Consider the following 21101-nt stretch of genomic DNA (forward strand, 5'->3'; position numbering starts at 1 on the left):
TCGTCCCCTCCTATTTATCGGCCTACCGTACCCATTCCGTTTATGATTTTATCGAGCATTTCATCCATCATCGTCATCATTCTTGCAGATGCGTTGTATGCCTGCTGGAATTTGATCATGTCCGTCATTTCTTCATCAAGGGATACGGAACTGACGGACTCCCTATTTTGATTGACCGATGCAGCAAGCACGACAGAATTGGAAAGATTCTTTTGGGCGCTTTGGGAATCCACGCCAAGCTTTCCGATGATACCGGAATAATAGGTATCGAAGCTTCCCGTCAATTCGTCAGAGTTTTGGTCTTTGGTCGAGTACTCACTGAACGCCTTCTTTTTAAGGTCAGCCAGGAGTTTGGCATTTTCATTATCACCGGATGCCCCTCCGCTTTTTCCGCCCGCGGCTATTTTTGTGGGATCCTTAACGATTTCACCATTCACCTTAATGCTTTGGGCGGCACTCTTACCAGGTTCAAGTTCAAAGAAGTTCAATGTTGAAGTGCTGTCATCACCTAAGGCATACCCTTGTTTATGGATGGCATTGAACTCATTCACAAAAGCCGTCGTCATATTATCGAGCTTTTTCAGCATATCAGGATAAGCGCCGCCGATCGTGCCATCAGCCTTCTTATAGCCGAAACTTTTGATCAAACCGGATAGTTCTCCCGAGAATTTGTAATCCGTCAATGTTTTCGAACCAAACTTCAATCCGTCTACCATACCTGTCTTTTTATCATGGCTAACTTCAACTTTCGAAGTTCCCACCATCCCGGTTTGGTTAACACTGACAAGATTGATGGGCGGTACGAAAGATGAACCGTCTTCTTGCATCAATTCGATGTTGTATAGCCCTGTAGCCACATCGCTGGCCCTGCCGTAATCCGTCGGAATGACGTTATTCACTTTAATGCTGACAAGCTGCGAGAGATTGTCCACGAGTACATCACGTTTATCATAAAGGTCATTGGGGATATAACCATGCGGCTCCACTTTACTGATCTGTTGGTTAAGCTGATCAATACTGCTGATGAGCGTATTGATTTCGTTCGCTTTGACGTTTATCTGATTGCCGATATCCGTTTGAACACTCGTTAGCGAGTTGTAGTAGTAGTTCAGGGTATCCGCAACCATGACCCCGGTCGAGGCAACGACTTCACGGGCCCCGGAGTTTTCCGTATTGGCCGTCAGCCCCTGCAGCGAATTCCAGAACTTCTCCATCGTGGCGGCTAATCCGCTGTCGGTCGGTTCGTTCATGACCCCTTCCATTTTCGTCAGGGATTCACTCATGGCCCCGTAATAACCGATTTTATTACTTTGTGTCCTGTATTGTGCATCCAGGAAACTGTCGCGGATCCGCTGAACCGTTTCAGCTGCCACCCCTGTCCCTATTTGGCCGGCAACACGCGGGCTGTTCAAACCGACAGTAGGAAAGCCCGACGTCTGGACCAAGTTGACCCGCTGCCTTGAATATCCTAATGTATTGGCATTGGCCACATTATTTCCTGTTGTATACAAGGCTCCTTGAGAGGTGGATAATCCGCGCTTGGCGGTCTCAAGACCCATAAAGGTTGAAATCATTTGCTCGCACCTCCATCTTTTTTCTGCTTCTTATGCTTTGGAATCAAACATTCCCATGCCGATTTTCGCCGTTTTCCTAACCGAATCCCCGTAATTCAGATTCTGGTTCCGCGGCCTCAGAATATCCAAAGAGACATTGATGAATTGAAGGGACTGATAGATCAATTGCTGATTTAAACCGTTCCTCTCCTTCAGCTTTGCCACTTCACCAATCAATTCCGCTTTAAGCATTTCAAGGACTTCCGTTTCTTCAGGTCCTGTCAGCTCCGTCACGGTATGGATGGAGGCAGGCTGTCCCACCGTTCCATTGGCTGCAAGGAATTCCCCGACTGCCCTTTCCCTTTCCATATCCGTTTGACTGATGGCTTTAATATGCTTTTGTTCCGAAATCAGCAGGGCAGTAATCGCCTCGGTATCATTTGCTTTCAAAATGGCCGTTTTCTTTATCGCCAATTGATTGAAGCTTTTATGAAGCTTGATCAATTTTTCAAGCGATCCGATGATGTTCCGTGCAGACATTTTCCTGCCTCCTCCGCTCATAAATGAAGGACGGAAAATAGCTCCGTCCACTTCATTCAAGCTTTTTCATTGAAAATTCATTTCCGGTAAAAATCGATGAGACCCTTAGCAGTTGCCTGTGCATTCAATTTATAATTTCCGTTTTCAACTTGGATTTTCAATTCTTCCACTTTTGCTTGCCTTGCAGCAAGAATCGGGGATGATTGCTGCATTTCTTTTGCCGCTGAAGAAATTTCAACTTTATCCGAGGATTTGGCCTTGGATTCTTGGATATTCCCCATTTTATTAGCTTGTAGTTTATAAGGGTTAACACCTGTCATACCGACGTTATTGATTTTCATATTCCAGATCCTCTCCTTCGGTCGATTTATAAATCCCATTATGTTGATTCCTAACACATGAAAATGGCTCTGGACTGTGTTGTTCTCCCTATCTTTATTATCGACAAGGATTGGATTTCTTTAATTGTTTCCTGTAATCTTTCCTTCGACACCCATTGTCGAACATTGTTCTCAATATCGAATATTTTAACAAATACCTCATCATGATTCCATGATTTATCCTTTTTGATCATCCTTCATGTAGTACGTGTTTTTTTTATCATTTCCTTGAATTTCAGTCAGGCGCTTTTCCTCATTTTCAAATGCCTGCAAATCCGATCGCAGTGAATCGCCGCATTTGCCGCATAACCTTCCGCTCTTGATGTTAGCGCCGCACCTTTCACATGGAATTCCCAGATTGGGAAACTGCGAAACCCTCAGCTTTCCAATTCTCACAAATTTGATTATTAACGTTTCTTCAACGCCGGTGTCCTTAACCACCTGCATCATGGACGCCGTTCTATTTAATTTCTTGCGAATATATGCATACACTTTATCATATTGGGCTTCTTCTTCTTTATAACAGGCATCGCATACATCCCGGAATTTCGTCATAACGAATAACGAATTACAGCTTGGACAGTTGAATACTTCCATCGAGGCCCCTCCTTCACCATCACAGCGATTATTCTTTAGTGTATATATCGAATAATCCCGGCGATACTTTAGGAATGTTCATTAAAATAAGCTGTTTCACCTAGCAAGGGTGATGGATGATACTTCTTTGGCCCCAGCCGTGATCATCGCTTTCGCTGCATGCCTGAGCGTTGTGCCTGTCGTGTAAATGTCATCGATGATCAATATAGATTTATGCTCCAGCAAATCAGGTTGCATGACCTGAAAAACCTGCGGTAATGAGATTCTCTCTTGCCGAGATTTCTTTGATTGTTTTTCCGTATGGATTCTCGTCAAGGTCTCAACGGTTTGAAGTCCAATGAGATCTGCCAAAGCCTGCCCTTGGTTGAATCCCCGCTCCTTAAGCCGTTCATGACTAAGCGGGATGGCCGTTACCAGGTCAAATTCCATGTCCTTTAACCTTTCTTTCAAAAAAGGGGCGAAAACCTCAGCTAATGCATAATCCCCCCGGTACTTATATTTAGCAATAATATCTTTTAAGCATTCATTATAATGAAATATCGATATGTTCTTCGACAAATAGCCTCCCCATTCCACATCCCTTTCCCATCTTGAACAATCCAGACAGAGGTCACCGGTCCTATATTCCCTGTCCAACTCCCTTGAGCACATTGCACATGTCTCTCCGGTGATCCTATTAAGTTTCCCCTCACATCCTTCGCAGATTGCCCTTGCCTCGGCCCGCTTAAGCAAGCTCCTCCATGTGATAGCCTGCTTCATTCCCTCATCACAAACAAGACATCTATTCATCGAGAAGCCCCCTTTTCATGGCATCTTTATTCATCATTTTTATATGGTGAACCGCCTCGACCATCGCTTTACTTTTACCGTAATGAAAAAAGGTGATCGTCCCGGCAGGGTTAGCAAAGCTTCTCCCTACCCTGCCGGCAATCTGAACGAGGGCACTTTCAGAAAACACTTCATGTTCAGCACCGATCACGGCTACTTCCAACCGATCAATTGTCACGCCGCGTTCCAGGATGGTCGTTGTCAGTAATCCTGGAATCATTCCATTCCTTAGTTCCATTACCCTTTCCTTTCGATCAGGGTACCGGGAGTGGACAATCGATAATTTTGGGGACAGTCTCTGGAACAGCGGAATGGCCTGCTCCATCACTTGAATGCTTGGGAAAAACAAGAGGAAGGGGATATGTTGCTTAAGGCGTTCACTTACCCATCCGGTGATTGCGGGGGGAATCTTTTGTTGAAGGAATAGTTTTTGCCAATTGCCGCTCCACTTCATTCCAGGGACAGGAATTGGCTGACGATGATAACGGGCCGGGATTATGACGGCTTTCAATTTACCGCCTCGGTATAGCCGCTGCATTCGTTTCGAGGGTGTGGCGGTCAAGTAGATGGTTGCCGCAGAATCCTTTTTCGATTTATTAACCGCATAATGCAGCGAATCGTCAATGGAGTAGGGAAACGCATCGACTTCATCAACGATGATGACATCGAAAGCCTCAATAAAACGGAAAAGCTGATGTGTCGTGGCAACGGTCAGCGGCGAAAAGCCATGTCTATCTGCACTGCCGGCATAGAGGGTCGTGACGTCAATGGCAGGAAAGGCTTTTTTTAACCTTGGGGAGAGTTCGAGAACGACATCGGTCCTTGGTGTTGCCAAACAAATCCGTTTCCCGGCATACAACGCTGCCTCAATTGCTGGAAATAAGACCTCCGTCTTCCCTGCCCCGCATACGGCCCATACCAGGAATTCATCTTTTCCGTTCACGGCTTCAACGACACAGTCGGAGGCATTCTGTTGACCTGCCGATAAAGTGCCTGCCCACCTCATCACATTGTCAGGAATCGTAAACTGAACGCAGGGTCCGGTCCACCTATAAAGCTTTGCACATTCACTGACCCGTCCCATCATGACGCATGAGCGGCAATAGGTGCAATCTTGCTTGCAAATCTTGCAAGGGAATGTATAAAACAACGTTTGATCTTTGTTACCGCAGCGTAGACAGTTATAACTGCCGTTCCCCGATTGCACGCCGCAAGTTTCCGAGACATACCCATTCTTGAGGTGCTCTGCGAGGAGTTCTTGGGAGAAGGGGATTTCGAAGGCCAAAAGGTGTTTTCCTGTGAGATGGTTCTGGAGTTCCGGGGAATAAGGGGGGGAAATGCTCATATTTTCCAAATTGCAGCCTCCTTTTCTTAATAAATTACACTCCCCCTTATCATTCGCTTTTTACTTCCGAATCCCTTTTTACTCAATGAAAAAACGCCTTTCACTTAGTAAAGGCGTCACAGCTTAAATTTTATACCAGCCCATCCCCATTGAACCTTCTCCCAGATGCGTTCCGATTACTGGACCGAAGTAGCTGATGTCGAACTCGACATTTGGGAACCGTGCTTCAAGTTCGGCTTTCCAGTCTTTAGCTTCACTTTCCCGTTTTGCATGAATGATGACGGCTTTATACTTCTCGCCGATTGCCGCGTCTTCCCCAAGTAAATCGGCAATCCGTTTCATCGCCTTTTTTCTTGTACGGATTTTTTCGAACGGGACGATGACTTTATCAACAAAATGGAGGACAGGCTTCACTTGAAGCAGGCTGCCAATCAATGCTTGGGCACTGCTTAAGCGGCCGCCGCGCTGCAGATGGGATAGGTCATCTGCCATGAAGTAGGCCCTTACCGATGGTTTCATTTCTTCGAGCCTTGCCATGATTTCCTCTGCATTTTTACCATCAAGTGCCATCTTTGCCGCCTCGATCACGTAAAACCCCTGTACCATGCAGCTGATTTCCGAATCAAAGGCATGAACCCTAATCCCTTCGACCATTTCACCTGCAGATACCGCTCCTTGATACGTTCCGCTGATGCCGCTCGATAAATGAATGGAAATAACATCATCATATTCTTTTTGCAGTTCCTCGAACTTCTCGACAAACTTCCCGATTGGAGGCTGTGAAGTGGTCGGCAATTTCTCCTGCATCTTTACTTCCTGATAAAACTCATCCGCAGTTATATCAACTTCCTCCCGGTAAGCTTCATTGGAAAAAATGACATTAAGCGGCATCATATGTATATGTAAACGATCACGTATTTCCTTAGGTATATATGCAGTGCTATCTGTTACGACTGCGGTTTTCATAATAGTACCATCCTTATAAAAATTTACTCTGTATCATATTCAACATTCTATCTGAAAATACCTTTATTTGCATTAATAGCTTTCTGCATTATGAAACCAAGAATATGAATCAGTTATCCACCAAAAAAAATCCGGCCCTTCAGCACGCATTGCGGTATCTGAAGAGCCGGACATATCGAACGCTTTAATTACTTCACTTCCACCCAGCCATTTTTAATAGCTAGGACAACCGCTTGTGTACGGTCATTCACATTCATCTTCTGTAGAATGTTACTCACATGGTTCTTGACTGTCTTTTCACTGATATATAGAGTTTCTCCGATGGCCCGGTTGCTTTTCCCGTCCGCTAAAAGTTGAAGCACTTCACATTCGCGTCGAGTCAATAGGTGAAGCGGCCTCCTGATTTCTATCGTATGTACGGAATCACGATCAGCACCCTCTTCAGCTGCTAAGCGGCGATATTCTTTAACTAAATTATGGGTCACCTTCGGATGAAGGTATGAGCCGCCTTCAGCGACTACACGCACAGCATCAATTAACGCATCTGCGTCCATTTCTTTCAAAAGATAACCTTGTGCTCCTGTTTTCAATGCATGCTGCACGTAGTTTTCATCATCATGAATGGAAAGGATGATGACTTTTGTTTCAGGGTAACGGTTCACGAGCATTTTTGTTGCTTCGACCCCATTCATGGTCGGCATGTTGATATCCATGATAACAACATCAGGTTTATGTGTTTCAACGAGGTCCATCGCTTCGCTTCCGTCATCACCCTCGGCAACAACATCAAAGGATGATTCAAAATCTAATATGCGCTTTACGCCTTCACGGAAAAGCTGATGGTCATCGATAATGATGATACTAGTCTTCAACGGCTTCTTCCTCCTAGTTTCTATTTAATATGTCTATTCTCTATAATTTATCATGGTAGGGAACTTGTATAAATACCAAAGTGCCTGCCCCCGGTTGTGAATCGATCGTCATTTCACCCTCCAGCAGCTCGACCCTTTCCCTCATTCCTACCAAGCCAAATGAACCTTCTTTTTGAATCGAAGAGTCGAACCCCTTTCCATCATCTTTGACGACGACGGTTACCATCTCCTTGGAAATGGACAGTTTAACTTGAATCTGTTTGGGGTCCGCATGCTTCAATGAATTTTGTACAGCCTCTTGGACCAGCCTGAATAATGCGACCTCCATATCGGAAGGAAGCCTTTTGACCTGTCCAAGGTTGACGAAATTCAGGTTCACGCCATTATTATAGTCTTCGGTCGTTTGCAGGTACTTTCTGAGGGTAGGTACAAGGCCTAAATCATCAAGCGCCATAGGGCGAAGGTCATAGATGATCCTGCGCACTTCATATAAAGCATTCCTTACCATGACCTTTAAACTGCGGATTTCCACTAACGCTTCATCAGGGCCTCTCTCCCGCTGCACTCGTTCTATCAAGTCTGAGCGCATCATGACGTTTGCCAGCATTTGCGCAGGACCATCATGAATTTCTCGTGAGAGCTTTTTACGTTCCTGCTCCTGGGCTTCGATTATTTTCAGGCCGAAGTCCTGTTTGCGTTTCGCTTCTTGAAGGGCTTCTCCCACAAATTTAAGATCCTGTGTCAAATAATTCTGCACTACCGATATTTGCGAAACGAGATGCACCGCTTTATCGATCGTCTGCTGAAGACCCCTTAACCTTAACTCAAGCTCATCCCGGCGATTACGGAGCTCTTTCTCCAATTGTCGGTTAATTTGTAAATCGACTTGCAGCTTATGTGCCCTTTCATAAGCATCGCGCACCTGTTCTTCAGAAAAATGGTTGAAGTGCATACTGACTTCTGAAAGCCTTTTTCGAGCAAACCTAGCCTTCGAATCCAATGCATCGCTGTCGGTTATCACAATGGCAACCCTGATTTTCACATCATCAAGCTCTTTTGATAATGTCTCGAAATCCTTTCGGCATTGTTCGCCGATATCAAAGACCTCATCCTTACTCTCACTAACAGTGCTCACCATTGTTTCTAAGATCTTGTCCAATGCTTTAGCATCAACCTTTTTTATGGACATTAAGATCCCTCCACTTAAATCAAAAGACTTAAACAATTTATTGTCTTAAAGACTATGTATATGGAAAAAAGTTCTTTCCCTTTTTCATGAATGGCTAAATTTCAGGAAACTTTTGTATGAAGTAACCTTCATGAACATATTGTACCAAAAAAAGATTAAAAATACGTTAATTCCCTTTTATGATTTCCTAAAATGTACCTTTTTACTATACATCCCATATTCCCGGCCATTAAGTCTGCCTATTAAAGGCAGAAAACCGTTTCTATTATCCTAATACAAAATATCCTTTTCAATCAAATGGGATATTCTGCTCCATTGATTATCTTATGAAATAGATGCATTTATTAAATGGCAAAATCCCTGAAATGAGAGGACGCGTTAAAGCAAAGCCAGGATAATGGCACAGAACTCATGTTTTTCCTAAAATGTTATTCTTTTAAGAATATATGACCAGCTAATAACAATAACAGGCAATGAAATTAATTATAACACGTACAGCTTTTTCTTATATTAAAGTTTCTTTACACATGCGGTATGTAAATGAATCGTCATTGCCACTTTTTCCGCAAAGCCTTATAATAAATCAACTAATAGGAAGTACGAAGGTGGAATAGTAATGCTCACTCAATATTTAACGGTGGCAGGTCGCGGCGAACATGAAATCATCATTGAAAAATCCCGTTTTATTTCCCACATCGCCCGAGTTGAAACCGAAGATGCCGCACAGGCCTTTATCCAGGAAATCAAGAAAAAGCACAAAGATGCTACACATAATTGTTCCGCTTATATGATCGGGGAACAAAATCAAATCCAAAAAGCCCTCGACGATGGGGAACCGAGCGGAACGGCAGGCGTCCCTATCCTGGAAGTACTTAAGAAAAAAGAACTGAAAGACACCGCTGTTGTTGTAACACGATATTTTGGCGGCATCAAACTTGGTGCTGGCGGTCTCATTCGCGCTTACAGCAAAGCGACCTCAGAAGGAATAAATACCACTGGTGTGGTCGTAAGAAAACTAATGCGGGTCATTTCGACAACTGTCGAATATACCTGGCTTGGGAAATTGGAAAACGAATTGCGATCTTCCATTTATCAAATAAAGGAAATTCAGTACCTTGATCAGGTCAATATCCTTGTATATGTCGAGGAAACACAAAAAGAGACATATACCTCATGGATTACAGAGCTGACAAATGGTCAAGGCCATATCACTGAAGAAGAAATGATTTATCTGGAAGAGGAATTCGCCTGATAGACTACTGCATATTTCTCCTTTTTATGCTGTAATATAATTGAAAAGAATATTTATTTTACGAAATTATTAAATCATTGTAAAATTAGGTGTGATATATGACGAAATATAAAGTGTAGGATTCGAAAAATAGCGATATATGTCTGATATTCGTTATTTAAAAGGAGAAGAAAAAGATGTCTACTACTAGGCGTGTTTATAAAGTTAAAAAAACTAAGAAAAAAAGGCGAAAGAGGCTTTGGTTGTTGCTTGTTCCCCTGCTGGTACTTGGTCTGGGAGCTTCTACGTATGCTGCGACCCTGTATATGAAAGCCCAGAACGTATTCAGTGATTCTTATGACCCTGTGGAGGCATCAGCAAAGCGAAATGCAGCGATCGACCCGCTCGAAGATAATTTCTCGATCCTTTTCATAGGGATCGATGATAGTAAGGACCGTGACTTAAAAGGAAATTCCCGCTCGGATGCTTTAATTCTGGCCACATTCAATAAAGATCAAAAATCTATAAAACTATTAAGCATTCCACGTGATTCCTATGTGTACGTGCCAGCCAAAGGCGTAACCACGAAAATCAACGCGGCCCACGCAGCCGGCGGACCAAAGGCGACGATGGACACCGTAGAGGAGTTATTCGATATCCCTGTCGATTATTATGTTCGCATGAACTTTAATGCTTTCATCGATGTCGTAGATTCATTGGATGGTATCGAAGTAGATGTCCCTTATGAAATAAATGAAATCGATTCACATGACAAAAAGAATGCCATCCATCTTGAAGAAGGATTACAGACCGTTGATGGTGAGGAAGCATTAGCGTTTGCACGGACACGTAAAAAGGATAGTGATATCCAACGCGGTGAACGTCAGCAGGAAGTCCTAAGGGCCATCATTGCCAAAGCAACCTCTGCCGGATCACTGACGAAATATACAGATGTAATGGAAGCAGTCGGTGACAATATGACAACGAACCTTCAATTCTCACAAATGAGAGGTTTCATAAAATATGTAACTACCGATAAAGGACTCAATCTTGAAACCATCAAACTCGAAGGTCAGGATTCTACCATTAACGGAACCTATTATTATCAGCTGAACGATACATCAGTAGCGAACACTAAGCTGTTGCTTCAATCCCACTTGAACCTGGGACCGAATGAAGGCAATCAAACTGAAGCAGTTCAATCACAAATACAAGAATAACGTGAGACCCCCACTCGTCATGAGTGGGGGTTTCCTTTTCAGCGCAGACAGCCTTAAATGTTCCACTCTCAATACAGCAAAAAAAGCCACCAACCGTTTCTTTAAACGATTGGTGGCTTTTATTTATATTAGCTAATCTAGTAATCTATTTCCAAAACGGTCATGGCTTGTTTTTAAAGTTGAGCATCTTGAGCAACGGCTGGTAGTTTGAATTGACCAAACCAATTTTCTCCACAAAAATCTCTATGATCAGCAGGAGTCCCGTCACAAGGATCAAAGCTCCCCACATCGTTGCAAATGAAAAGATTATGGCCGCTAAGCCAAAGCAAGCAGCTAAAGCGTAAATGAGCAAGACAGTCTGCTTATGAGTGAATCCCAAGTTTATCAAACAGTGATGTAAATGGGATTTATCAGCAGCCGAGATCGGCTGTTTATTGACGACCCTGCGGATAATCGCGAAAAATGTATCCGAAATGGGAACACCCAAAATGATGATCGGTACGATCAATGAAATCATCGTAACGTTTTTAAACCCTAACAGGGATAGAACGGCAATGATGTAACCTAAGAATAATGCACCTGTATCTCCCATGAAAATCTTTGCCGGATGAAAGTTATATTTCAAAAAGCCAAGAGTGCTTCCAATCACGATCAATGCGACCATAGCAACAAATATGTCCCCTTTAATAAGGGCCATGGTTGCAATTGTCACTAATGCGATCGTTGAGACACCGCCTGCAAGGCCATCCAGTCCATCTATCAGGTTGATTGCATTAATGATGCTGACGATCCACAAAATTGTGATCGGTATACTAAAAACACCAAATTCAAGTGTATCGGTAAAGAACGGCAAATTGATGAATTCCACTTCAAGACCGCCCCATAATACGATAATGAGGGCCGCCAAAACCTGGCCCAGGAATTTGGGCGCAGCTCTTAATTCAAAAATATCATCAGCCATCCCGATCAAAATGATGACAAGGGCTCCCACCAGAAGGGGCAACTGCTCCCGAAAGTCATTCATGAAAAGTAAGAAGGTAATGAAAAAACTCAAAAATATAGCTAAACCGCCCATGCGCGGCATAATTTTACTATGCACTTTTCGCTCATTCGGTTTATCGGTAGCTCCTAATTTAAAGGCCAGCTTTCCGACAAAAGGAGTCAAAAAAATGGATAATAAAAAGGCTACCAACAAGGCCCCTATTAACATCAAGAACCACCTCAATTCCACTAAAAATCTAATACCCGTATCGTTCTATATGAAAACCTATATATAAATGCTTATTTTAATTTTTCATCCTCAAATAAACATTATATACGTTTTTGGCTAAAATCTCTATAGAAAAGTTGCTTTTTGCAAATTTTTGTAAATCCGACCCTATCTTTGTCAGGCCTCCGGATTTTTTTAATTCCATGGCATTGCAGATGGCCAATTTCAGCTGTTCAACATTGCCGATATCCGTAATCCAGCCCTTGCTCCGATCGGGAATCAATTCCTGTACACCTCCGACATCACTTGTGATTGCCGGAAGACCCGATCTTGCTCCTTCAAGTAAAACAAGTGGAAAACTTTCGCTTAATGAAGTCAATAATGTGATGTCCCCTAACGGATAGATTCGTTCTAAATCTTCACGATACCCTAAAAAGTGCACATGATCGGATAATCCCTTTTCCGAGACCATCTCTTCCAGAGCAGATCTCCTGCTCCCGTCCCCTGCAAGCAACAGCTTCACATTCGGGAATTCCGATACCACTTCACTTAATGCCGCTAAAGCAAATTCATGGCCTTTCACCGGTTCAAGCCTTGCAGGCATGATGACGATGAAATCATCCTTCCCAAACCCGAAATCTTCTCTTTGAAGCGGGAAAGGCAATTCCGTTTCAAAGTCAATTCCGTTTAGGATCTTTGTTATTTTTGAAGAATGGATTCCTTGATCAATCAAGTCTTGCTTAAAGCGGTCGGAAACTGCCAGTATATGATCGGCATATTGAAATGACCTTACATGAAGGCCTGTAAACAATTTCCCTTTTACGCCCTGCCCCAAAAAGTCATGATGAGGTGAACTGTGAACAGTAAGAAGCCAAGGGCATTTGATGAGGCGCTTTATAAAGGCACCATATATATTCGCCCGCGGACCATGTGTATGGATGATGTCTATATTATTTAGACGGATAAAGTCCCGTAAAGGTTTCAAAATTGAAAGGTCATATTTGGATTGTTGCTTGAAAAGTTCGGTTTGTATCCCGGAAGCCATGGCCCGCCGGTAAAGTTCACCTTCTTCAAATACACCAAGCAAACATTCCTCTTTATTCAATTGGTTCAGTAAGGACATAATATGAAACATTCCGCCGCCAGTTTCATTACCAGCGTTTAAATGTAAGATTCTCATCCAGTCCACTCCTTATATTCAGGAACGCTGCACCGTTCTCCTTAACCGCTTAACCTTCAAAACGAATCTTGGCAGCGCAAGCATCCGTTTCCAGCGCGAAGGTTGCTGGATCAGTCGGTACAACCATTCAAGACGCATCTTTTGCCAGATAACCGGGGCGCGGTTCACCTTTCCCGCAAGGACATCAAAGCTTCCCCCAACTCCCATGAATAACCCCTTATTGAATAGCCCATAGTGCTTGGAAACCCATTTTTCCTGCCTAGGGAACCCTAATGCAGTCAAAATGATGTCTGGTTCAAGATCCGCTATCGACTTAGGCAGGGCATCATCCTTTATATCAATGTAACCATGGTTGTATCCCACCAACTCGAGACCCGGATATGATTCTTTTACTTTCAGGGCCGCCGCTTCTATCACGCTTTCCTCCGCTCCAAGCAGGTACACCTTCAGCGCTTTTTCATCAGCGACCCGAAATAATTCATTCATCAAGTCGAATCCAGTAATCCGCTCTTGTAAAGGTTGATTTAGCCATTTAGAGGCCATAATAATACCAACGCCATCCGGAGTGATGTAATCAGCCGATATAATGATGTCTTTATAATCCTGATGTTCATTTGCATACTCAACTATTTCCGGATTTGCCGTAACGATAAACGTTTTTTCCTGATTCATCAATCTTGGATAGATCATTCCATTCATGAATTCATCCATATTGCTATCAATGAATGGTATGGATAGTATCTCAACAAACTTTTCTGTCATTTCACTTCAGCCTTTCATATGTACTATACATCTAAAGGGTGGGGTATTATTCAAGAAATTTTTTCATACACATCATAGAACGTGATTTTTGATTCAAAGGTGGTTAATCAATTGAAGTTTATAGAGAAGCAATCGTTATCCATTCTATTTCTGTGCCTGCTCGTCCCATCGGCAGTTCCTCACCCTATCGCCGGTTACATGGCAACGGCGCTGATGCTCATTTTTATCGGTATAAATAAAAAAAACCTGTTATTAATTCTATTCATTTATTTCCCTGCCCGTCCCTTATTGATGGAACTGAATAGCGGCTTAACCTATACAGGTGACTTGATCATTCTCACCTTATTCATTTCTTTGCTTATTGAAAGATTCAAAAAGAACGAATGGCAATTTTCGAAATACCATTTTACTGCGCCATTTTGGTTGTTTTGCTTAATTGGTGCCGGGGCTGCACTCATAACCGGAGTGGGAATCCTCCCCATCCTATTTGAACTCCGTGCATTGCTTATTACATTCTTGCTTCTTTACATTATCGGTGAATTAAATCTAGAAAGAAAGGATATCTTTCTCTTTTTAAAGGTAATCCTAATATTTACAGTCTTACTTTGCCTGCATGGCATCGTGGAGAAAATCTTTTCACGTACGGTCCTGCTTCCCCATGCTTGGGAAATGTGGAATCTTTCTCCTATAAACCGGATGAGGATTTATGGAGCACCGGCCAATCCTAATGTATTTGCCTTATTCATAAGCATCCAGTTATTCCTTAGTTTCTTTCTATTTCAGTCGCTGAAAAAATATAAATGGATCGTCTTCCTGGCAGCCATCCTGTTTTCCGGAACGTTACTGCTTACCTACTCACGGGGCACGATGATTGCATTTGGGTTCTCGGCGCTTGTCTTTATGATATGGACTAGAAATAAACCATTTCTCAAATATGCCGTAGGAGCACTTTGTCTCGGCCTGCTTCTTATTTATTACCCAGTTTTATTTGCATCAAGTAAAGTGGAGGTATCCGCATCGATTCCCATGGAAAATATGGTAATTGGCAGCACCCCCTCCCATGAACACGAACATGCCCTCTCCAATCGTTTTTCAGAGATGTTCTCTGATAAAACTCTGCACCAAAGTACGGAATGGGGCCGGTTATATGTCCTAATCAAAGGAATTGAAATTTTCACAGATCACCCGATAATCGGTACCGGGCTAGCAACCTTCGGAGATTCTGCCACACTTTCCTATTCCTCACCAATCTATCAGGATTACCAAATTGGTGAAAGGATGTATACCGATAATCAATATATCCAGATTCTGGTCCAAACTGGCGTATTGGGATTTCTTGCAGTCCTTGCATTCATCTTTTTCACCTGCCGTAAAATCCTTAAATTGGGAAATGGCACTTTAGCAGCGTTCACCATCTGCCTGATGTTGGCCGCATTATTAGCAGGACTTTTCTACAATATTCTCGAAGATAAAACGTTTACGCTGATATTTTACAGTTGTTTGGGAATCTGTTTACAGAAGGACATCATTTTAAAGGATTGAAAATATGCCTACTCTTTCACATGTCATTAAATCGGTCGGGCTCGTCACCATTATTGCAGCCATTGGAAAAGTCCTCGGTTTCGGTCGGGAATCGATCATAGCCGCCTATTTCGGGGCATCATCACTGGCAGATGTTTTTTTCGTGGCAAGCCTCATACCAACCATTCTTTTTACGGCTCTCGGCAGCGGTCTTCAGGCCGGCGTTATCCCTATTTACTTGGAAAAGAAAGCGGACAATCCGGTGAAAGCTGATGAATTCATCAGTGTTTTAGGCTCTTTCTTTATGCTGGTAGCCGGAGTCCTGACCATTGCCTGCATGATTTTCATAAAGCCGCTCGTCATGTTGACAGCCCCGGGTTTCTCTGAGTCTGAGCTTGCCCTGACGGAGTCACTGACCCGGATCATGCTGCCAAGTTTACTATTTTTCACGCTTTCATACATGGCGACGGGGGTCCTGAATGCGAATAAGCGTTTTATTCTGCCGGCACTCACTTCAACTGCACAAAACACGGTCATTATAGCAGCCACTGTATTGTTCGCTGCTCCGTTTGGGATTGAAGGATTGGCTTGGGGCTTTTTATTCGGTGCAGCAAGCCAGTTCCTTATTCAATACCCATCATTGAAGAAATACGGAGTCCGGCCCATCGTCGCTTTCCTGCCCCATAAAAGGCAGATCGTTCAAACACTGTACACCTTTTATCCAATCATCATCGCCGCTTTGGCGATCCAGTTGAATAGTGTCGTCGATCGGATTATTGCGACTTCGCTCGAAACAGGGAGCGTATCGGCACTGAACTATGCGAATCGCCTGCTGTGGCTGCCATTAAGCATTGTCCTCACGCCCCTGATTACCGTATTGTATCCTTCAATCGTCGAGCGTGCACTTATAGGCTATCGCTCTTTCCTTAATTTGACCTTAAAGGGATTGAAGTCGCTATTATTTTTAGCGATTCCTTTCATGGTCGTCATGTTAATCAGCGGAAACAGCTTAATCACTCTGGCTTTCCAGCGCGGGGCCTTCGATGCTTCAGCAACCGAGGTGACTTATAGGGCATTCATCTTTTATTCAGCTTGCCTCCCGTTCTTTGCACTGCGGGATTACCTGATGAACGCTTTCTACGCCTTGAAGAAAGTGAAAGTGGCCATGTATTCCTGCCTGGTTGCCGTATTACTTAACGTCCTGCTCAGCTGGGTCCTATCACGTTATCTCGGCGTCGGCGGAATCGCTTTAGCATCAGGCATTTCCATGCTCCTGCAATCTCTCTACCTTTTCGGCTACCTATGGTTAAAGACAGAAAGAACGGACAAGGCCGCTTTCACGGATGTTTTTCAGGAAAGCAGCAAGCTTGCCATCATCGGAATCATCATTTACGGACTCGCTCTCTGGATCCATCCGTTAACCATGACGTTACCCATCATCATGGAATTAGTGATCATTTCGCTGCTGGTATTCGGATTATATCTCGCATTATCCATTCTTTTTAAAGTAAGCAGCCTGCAAGCGCTGAAAAGGATTGGGTCATCCAAGTAATTCATTAGAAGAAGGAGTGCCATTATGAACATTTTAATCACGACGATTTTCAACTACCCTCATGAAGGTGGGCTATCGAGCCATATCACTACGTTAAAAAAGGGTTTAATGTCGAGGGGCCATGATGTGGACATATTATCTTTCTCTCAATTGCCACCTTTCAAGAGGAAGATGCTCGCCCAGGCTCCAGGATTTTTATTAAATAAAGTAAAACAGGGGAGCGGCCAGCTTTTCAATGACCGGCAACGCCAAAAATTATTGGCTTCATCTATTAAAGCCTTGAAAAAGAACTATGATGTCATTAATGCTCAAGACATTTTCGCAACGCTCGCCTCCATCGAATCCGGGATACCAACGGTGCAAACCGTCCATGGGTATTATTCATTCGAGGCAGTCAGCAGGGGCGCCCTTCTTCCGGATAGTGAAGAAGATTTGATGATTCGGGAGCTGGAAAGGAAAGCTTATCAGTCAGCTGCAAAAGTGGTGACGGTCGATCGAAGGATCAAAGACTATATAAATCATTTGGCACATATAGAGGCGGATACGATCAAGAACTTCATTGACGTATCTGCTTTCAAACCGGAAATGGCAAAGCGGGTGCAAACCCGCCGGGACTTTCAAATACCCCTACATAAAAAGATGATTTTCGTTCCGAGAAGAATGACGGAAAAGAACGGTGTCATCTACCCGCTCCTGGCTCTGCCGGAGGTGCTGGAAAATCATCATGAAACGGTATTGGTCTATGCAGGTACAGGAGAACAGCGAAGCCGGCTTGAGGAAACGGCAGCCAGGCTCAAAATATCAGATTCCGTACTTTTCCTGGGTTCAGTGCCATTCGAGAAAATGCATAATCTCTATGAAACATCGGACATCGTACTCATCCCTAGCGTTCATTCCCACGGGGTGGAAGAAGCGACTTCCATTTCTGCATTGGAAGCGATGAGTTGCCGCTCACCCGTCATTGCAAGCGCAATCGGAGGTTTAAAGGAGATTCTCATTGATGGTGAAGATGGTCTGTTAGTGGAAGAAAAAAATAAGGAAGCACTGGCACAAGCCATCTCCATTCTGCTTAAAGACGCTGAATATGCAACAAAGTTAGCTGCGAAAGCAAGATATAAAATGGAAAACGAATACTCCCACCTTTCAGCAGCCGAGCGGTTTGAGAAAGCTTATGAGGAAGTGCTGAACTAAAAAAAAGCAGACCCGAAGCCCGGGTCTGCTTTTCACTTTCATACCATTGCGGAACTACGCCTTTTCATTTGTTCTTCACGGTATTTTTTTTGTTCTTGTTTAGACATGGCGTTATATTCTTTTAAGAATGCTTCATATTGCGGCATTACTTCGTTCATGGCACCGTATGCCTTTAACTCTCCATATTCAAGCCATAAAGCCTTTTGGCAAAATTTCTTCATCTGACCGATTGAATGGCTGACAAAGAACATCGTTTTGCCTTTTTCCTTAAATTCGTTCATTTTCTCCAAACACTTTTCAGCAAAGTTTTTATCCCCGACTGATAAGGCTTCATCAATAATCAGGATATCTGGATCGATATGCACGGAAATGGAAAAACCAAGCCTGGACTTCATGCCGCTTGAGTAGGATTTCACCGGTTGGTCAATGAACTTGCCAAGTTCTGAAAACTCGATGATCTCGGGCTCAAGTTCTTTGATTTGATTTTTGTCGAATCCGAGCATCAGCATTTTCAGTTCGATATTTTCTCTGCCCGACAACTGATTATTCAGTCCCGATGAAACGGCAATCAAAGCTGTTTTCCCGTTAGTTTGGACATTTCCGTCCGTTGGCGGGATAATACCCGCAATAATATTGGATAATGTGGATTTCCCTGATCCGTTGACCCCGACAAATCCTATTACATCGCCCTTTTCAGCTTCAAAACTTACATTCCTCAGAGCAAAATACTCTTCCCCATAGCTTTTGGGCAAAAGGAGATCCAATAATTTTTCCGAGTTTTTATTATATAATTTATATTTTTTCGTTATATCTTTGACTATTACCGATTTTTCCAACTTTTCTCACTTCCAGTTTACTTAAAGTCAACAAAGCGATCTCTAAACCTGACATGCAGCGAGGAACCTATCAAAAACAAGATGATAACGACTGCCCAGAAATAAAGCGTATACTCCCAATGCTCTATTAGATACCATGATTCCCCCAACAATGATGCTCGATACCCCTCCACAATATAATATAGGGGATTCAGCTTCATGATGTTGACTATGACAGGATGGTCCTTAGCATCCATTACCCAAAGGATTGGTGTTAAATAAAACAAGACTTTCATTAAGGACACGATTATATTATGAACGTCACGAATGATGGTTGATAATGTTGAAGAGATTAACCCAAACGAAAATAACAGCAAGACCGTCGCAACAATATAATACGGCAGCTGCAAGATATAGACTGTTGGGAGGTATCCAGTAAAACCTAATAGGATGATGATGACTCCCAGCAGCATTAAATGCTGATACAACTTGGCAAAGATGACATACGATGGGATGACACTCATCGGAAAGCTCATCTTGGATACCATATTCAGTCGGGAAAAGACGGATTTGGACGTTTGAGTTATTGAAGGATTCACAAAAAACCAGACAACTATCCCTGCCATAAGCCATGGAAGGAAATTATCACCGCGATTTAAGATTATAAATCCGAATACAAACCAATAAATCGCAATCTGTATCATCGGATTGATGATTTCCCATAGGATTCCCAGGTAGTTATTGCTGTTGGCACTTTTCACTTCATAAACAGATAAACGCCTTACCAAATAAAAACTATTGATTTGTTCTTTTAAAACGGTCAAAGCTGAACTCATAAATTACACAGACCTTCCTAAAAACACTTTTTCTACGACACGGCGTGAAGCCTGGCCATCCTCGAGTGCACAAAACCGCTCGTGAAAATGATTGATATCATTGGTATTTTCGTATTTCACCGTCTTGATACTATCAATGACCGCATCAGATGTTTTGACTAACAAACCAGGTGCATTCTTTTCAAAGTCAAAGTAAAACCCGCGAAGCTTGTCCCTGTAATTTTCAATATCATATACATAGAAAAGCATCGGACGCTGTAAATTTGCGTAATCAAAGAATACAGATGAATAATCAGTTATTAATAAATCCGAAATAAGATACAAATGACTGATATCCTCGTAACCGGATAAATCATAGGCGAATCCATGATACGCCGATAAATCCAAATTCTCTGAAACCAAGTAATGAAGACGGAGCAGAATGACATACTCCTCCCCCAATTCCCGTTTCATTCGATCCAGATCCAGCTTTATTTCAAACTTATATTTTCCCTTACTATAGAACTCATCGTCCCTCCAAGTAGGGGCATATAAAACGATCCTTTTCTCTATTGGTATACCCAACTTCTGTTTCAATGAGTCGATTGTATCACGATTATCCCCATTGTAAAGTATATCATTACGAGGATAACCAGTTTCCAGAATTTTAGAAGTATCGACATTGAAGGCCCTGGCAAAAATTTCACTGGAATAAGCATTCGGTGAAATTAAATAATCCCATTTACTTGATTCGGCATGGAAATTTTCTTTATATTGATCCGTCGTTGTTCCAGGCATATGAACTTCATCCATATCCGCCGCAAGTTTCTTTAATGGAGTACCATGCCACGTTTGCAAATAGATCGTGTGCTTCGGCTTTGGAATCCAAAGCGGGAGCCTGCTGTTCGTTACCCAATAATGGGCCCTTGTCATTTTGAGCAGCCAACTGAATGAAAAACGATTGAGATATGGGATGCCTGCCTCTTCGAAATGAGCTGTATATCTTTTATCCACGCTCCAATACATTTTATATTCAGGATGGTGACTCTGCAAGTATTCATAAATCGCCCGGGGATTGCAGCTATACTGCTTGCCCAAAAAGCTTTCGAAAATAACAAGCTTCCGGTCCACCGGCAATACTGTGCCCGCCATTGCAAAAGCCATTTTATATCCTCTTAAAAAAATTGCTTTAGCCTTATTTTTAACTAGCGATAGAAAGGAAGGTCTCTTTGAGGTTTGTACTTTTTCATTTGACATATCCGATCTCCCTTTTTATTGATGGCTCTTTTCGTAAAGATTGTTGTTTTTAAAAACTAAACGATTTAAGGTTGATT

19 protein-coding genes and 1 pseudogene are annotated in these 21101 nt (G+C 42.9%); 5 read left to right on the forward strand and 15 right to left on the reverse strand.

Going from position 1 to position 21101, the window contains the following annotated elements; genetic code table 11:
• Positions 1-14: 14 nt before the first annotated feature.
• From flgK to ACFVSH_RS00615, 9 genes are all read right to left on the reverse strand, one after another.
• Entirely contained in the window at positions 15-1574 is a 1560-nt protein-coding gene (gene flgK, locus ACFVSH_RS00575) for a flagellar hook-associated protein FlgK (RefSeq protein WP_387704338.1), read from the reverse strand.
• A gap of 30 nt (positions 1575-1604) precedes the next feature.
• Positions 1605-2093, reverse strand: a complete 489-nt coding sequence (locus ACFVSH_RS00580) for a flagellar protein FlgN (protein ID WP_387601178.1) — start codon at positions 2091-2093, stop codon at positions 1605-1607.
• 77 nt (positions 2094-2170) lie between these two features.
• Positions 2171-2434: a flagellar biosynthesis anti-sigma factor FlgM gene (gene flgM / locus ACFVSH_RS00585; RefSeq protein ID WP_387704340.1), complete on the reverse strand. Its 264-nt coding sequence runs from the start codon at positions 2432-2434 to the stop codon at positions 2171-2173.
• A 216-nt stretch (positions 2435-2650) separates the two neighbouring features.
• Positions 2651-3070, reverse strand: a complete 420-nt coding sequence (locus ACFVSH_RS00590) for a TIGR03826 family flagellar region protein (protein ID WP_387704342.1) — start codon at positions 3068-3070, stop codon at positions 2651-2653.
• Positions 3071-3166: 96 nt separating this feature from the next.
• The gene (locus tag ACFVSH_RS00595; RefSeq protein WP_387704344.1) at positions 3167-3859 is read right to left on the reverse strand and encodes a ComFC family protein; all 693 of its coding nucleotides are present in this window, start codon (positions 3857-3859) and stop codon (positions 3167-3169) included.
• Complete coding sequence (locus ACFVSH_RS00600) at positions 3852-5243, reverse strand: ATP-dependent helicase ComFA (RefSeq protein ID WP_387704361.1); 1392 nt, start codon at positions 5241-5243, stop codon at positions 3852-3854. Before ACFVSH_RS00600 ends, ACFVSH_RS00595 begins: the two co-directional genes overlap by 8 nt.
• Positions 5244-5366: 123 nt before the next feature.
• Positions 5367-6209, reverse strand: coding sequence for a DegV family protein (locus ACFVSH_RS00605; protein ID WP_387704346.1), 843 nt, complete (start codon positions 6207-6209; stop codon positions 5367-5369).
• 188 nt (positions 6210-6397) lie between these two features.
• Positions 6398-7081: a response regulator gene (locus ACFVSH_RS00610; RefSeq protein WP_076368292.1), complete on the reverse strand. Its 684-nt coding sequence runs from the start codon at positions 7079-7081 to the stop codon at positions 6398-6400.
• A gap of 40 nt (positions 7082-7121) precedes the next feature.
• A complete protein-coding gene (locus ACFVSH_RS00615; RefSeq protein WP_260286781.1) occupies positions 7122-8270 on the reverse strand; it encodes a sensor histidine kinase in 1149 nt (382 codons plus the stop codon).
• Positions 8271-8886: 616 nt separating this feature from the next.
• Between ACFVSH_RS00615 and ACFVSH_RS00620 the strand changes: the two genes are divergently transcribed.
• Both ACFVSH_RS00620 and ACFVSH_RS00625 read left to right on the forward strand, forming a co-directional pair.
• Positions 8887-9522 (forward strand): YigZ family protein, encoded by a 636-nt coding sequence (locus tag ACFVSH_RS00620; RefSeq protein WP_387704348.1) that lies wholly within the window; start codon positions 8887-8889, stop codon positions 9520-9522.
• A gap of 176 nt (positions 9523-9698) precedes the next feature.
• On the forward strand, positions 9699-10721 hold the full coding sequence (locus ACFVSH_RS00625; protein ID WP_387704349.1) for an LCP family protein: 1023 nt from the start codon (positions 9699-9701) through the stop codon (positions 10719-10721).
• Positions 10722-10881: 160 nt separating this feature from the next.
• Here ACFVSH_RS00625 and ACFVSH_RS00630 read toward each other — a convergent pair whose 3' ends face one another.
• The 3 genes from ACFVSH_RS00630 to ACFVSH_RS00640 all read right to left on the reverse strand — a co-directional run bounded on the left by ACFVSH_RS00630 (position 10882) and on the right by ACFVSH_RS00640 (position 13873).
• Complete coding sequence (locus ACFVSH_RS00630) at positions 10882-11931, reverse strand: glycosyltransferase family 4 protein (protein WP_387601209.1); 1050 nt, start codon at positions 11929-11931, stop codon at positions 10882-10884.
• A gap of 76 nt (positions 11932-12007) precedes the next feature.
• Entirely contained in the window at positions 12008-13111 is a 1104-nt protein-coding gene (locus ACFVSH_RS00635) for a glycosyltransferase family 4 protein (protein WP_387704351.1), read from the reverse strand.
• Between the two features lie 18 nt (positions 13112-13129).
• On the reverse strand, positions 13130-13873 hold the full coding sequence (locus ACFVSH_RS00640; RefSeq protein WP_260286789.1) for a WecB/TagA/CpsF family glycosyltransferase: 744 nt from the start codon (positions 13871-13873) through the stop codon (positions 13130-13132).
• 111 nt (positions 13874-13984) lie between these two features.
• Between ACFVSH_RS00640 and ACFVSH_RS00645 the strand changes: the two genes are divergently transcribed.
• The 3 genes from ACFVSH_RS00645 to ACFVSH_RS00655 are packed head-to-tail and all read left to right on the forward strand — an operon-like array spanning position 13985 to position 18137.
• Positions 13985-15415: an O-antigen ligase family protein gene (locus ACFVSH_RS00645; RefSeq protein ID WP_387601215.1), complete on the forward strand. Its 1431-nt coding sequence runs from the start codon at positions 13985-13987 to the stop codon at positions 15413-15415.
• Between the two features lie 4 nt (positions 15416-15419).
• Complete coding sequence (gene murJ, locus ACFVSH_RS00650) at positions 15420-16946, forward strand: murein biosynthesis integral membrane protein MurJ (protein WP_387704353.1); 1527 nt, start codon at positions 15420-15422, stop codon at positions 16944-16946.
• Positions 16947-16970: 24 nt separating this feature from the next.
• On the forward strand, positions 16971-18137 hold the full coding sequence (locus tag ACFVSH_RS00655; protein ID WP_387704355.1) for a glycosyltransferase family 4 protein: 1167 nt from the start codon (positions 16971-16973) through the stop codon (positions 18135-18137).
• A 38-nt stretch (positions 18138-18175) separates the two neighbouring features.
• On the opposite strand, the gene tagH is transcribed toward ACFVSH_RS00655, so the two are convergent.
• The 3 genes and pseudogenes from tagH to ACFVSH_RS00670 all read right to left on the reverse strand — a co-directional run.
• A complete protein-coding gene (gene tagH, locus ACFVSH_RS00660) occupies positions 18176-18973 on the reverse strand; it encodes a teichoic acids export ABC transporter ATP-binding subunit TagH (RefSeq protein ID WP_387704357.1) in 798 nt (265 codons plus the stop codon).
• Positions 18974-18990: 17 nt separating this feature from the next.
• Positions 18991-19788, reverse strand: a complete 798-nt coding sequence (locus ACFVSH_RS00665) for an ABC transporter permease (RefSeq protein WP_387601223.1) — start codon at positions 19786-19788, stop codon at positions 18991-18993.
• A 3-nt stretch (positions 19789-19791) separates the two neighbouring features.
• Positions 19792-20997, reverse strand: a pseudogene (locus ACFVSH_RS00670) (CDP-glycerol glycerophosphotransferase family protein); the annotation flags it as partial.
• Between the last annotated feature and the right edge of the window lie 104 nt (positions 20998-21101).

The organism is Peribacillus sp. NPDC058002, from assembly GCF_042886655.1.
GTDB classification, from domain to species: Bacteria; Bacillota; Bacilli; order Bacillales; family DSM-1321; genus Peribacillus; species Peribacillus aracenensis.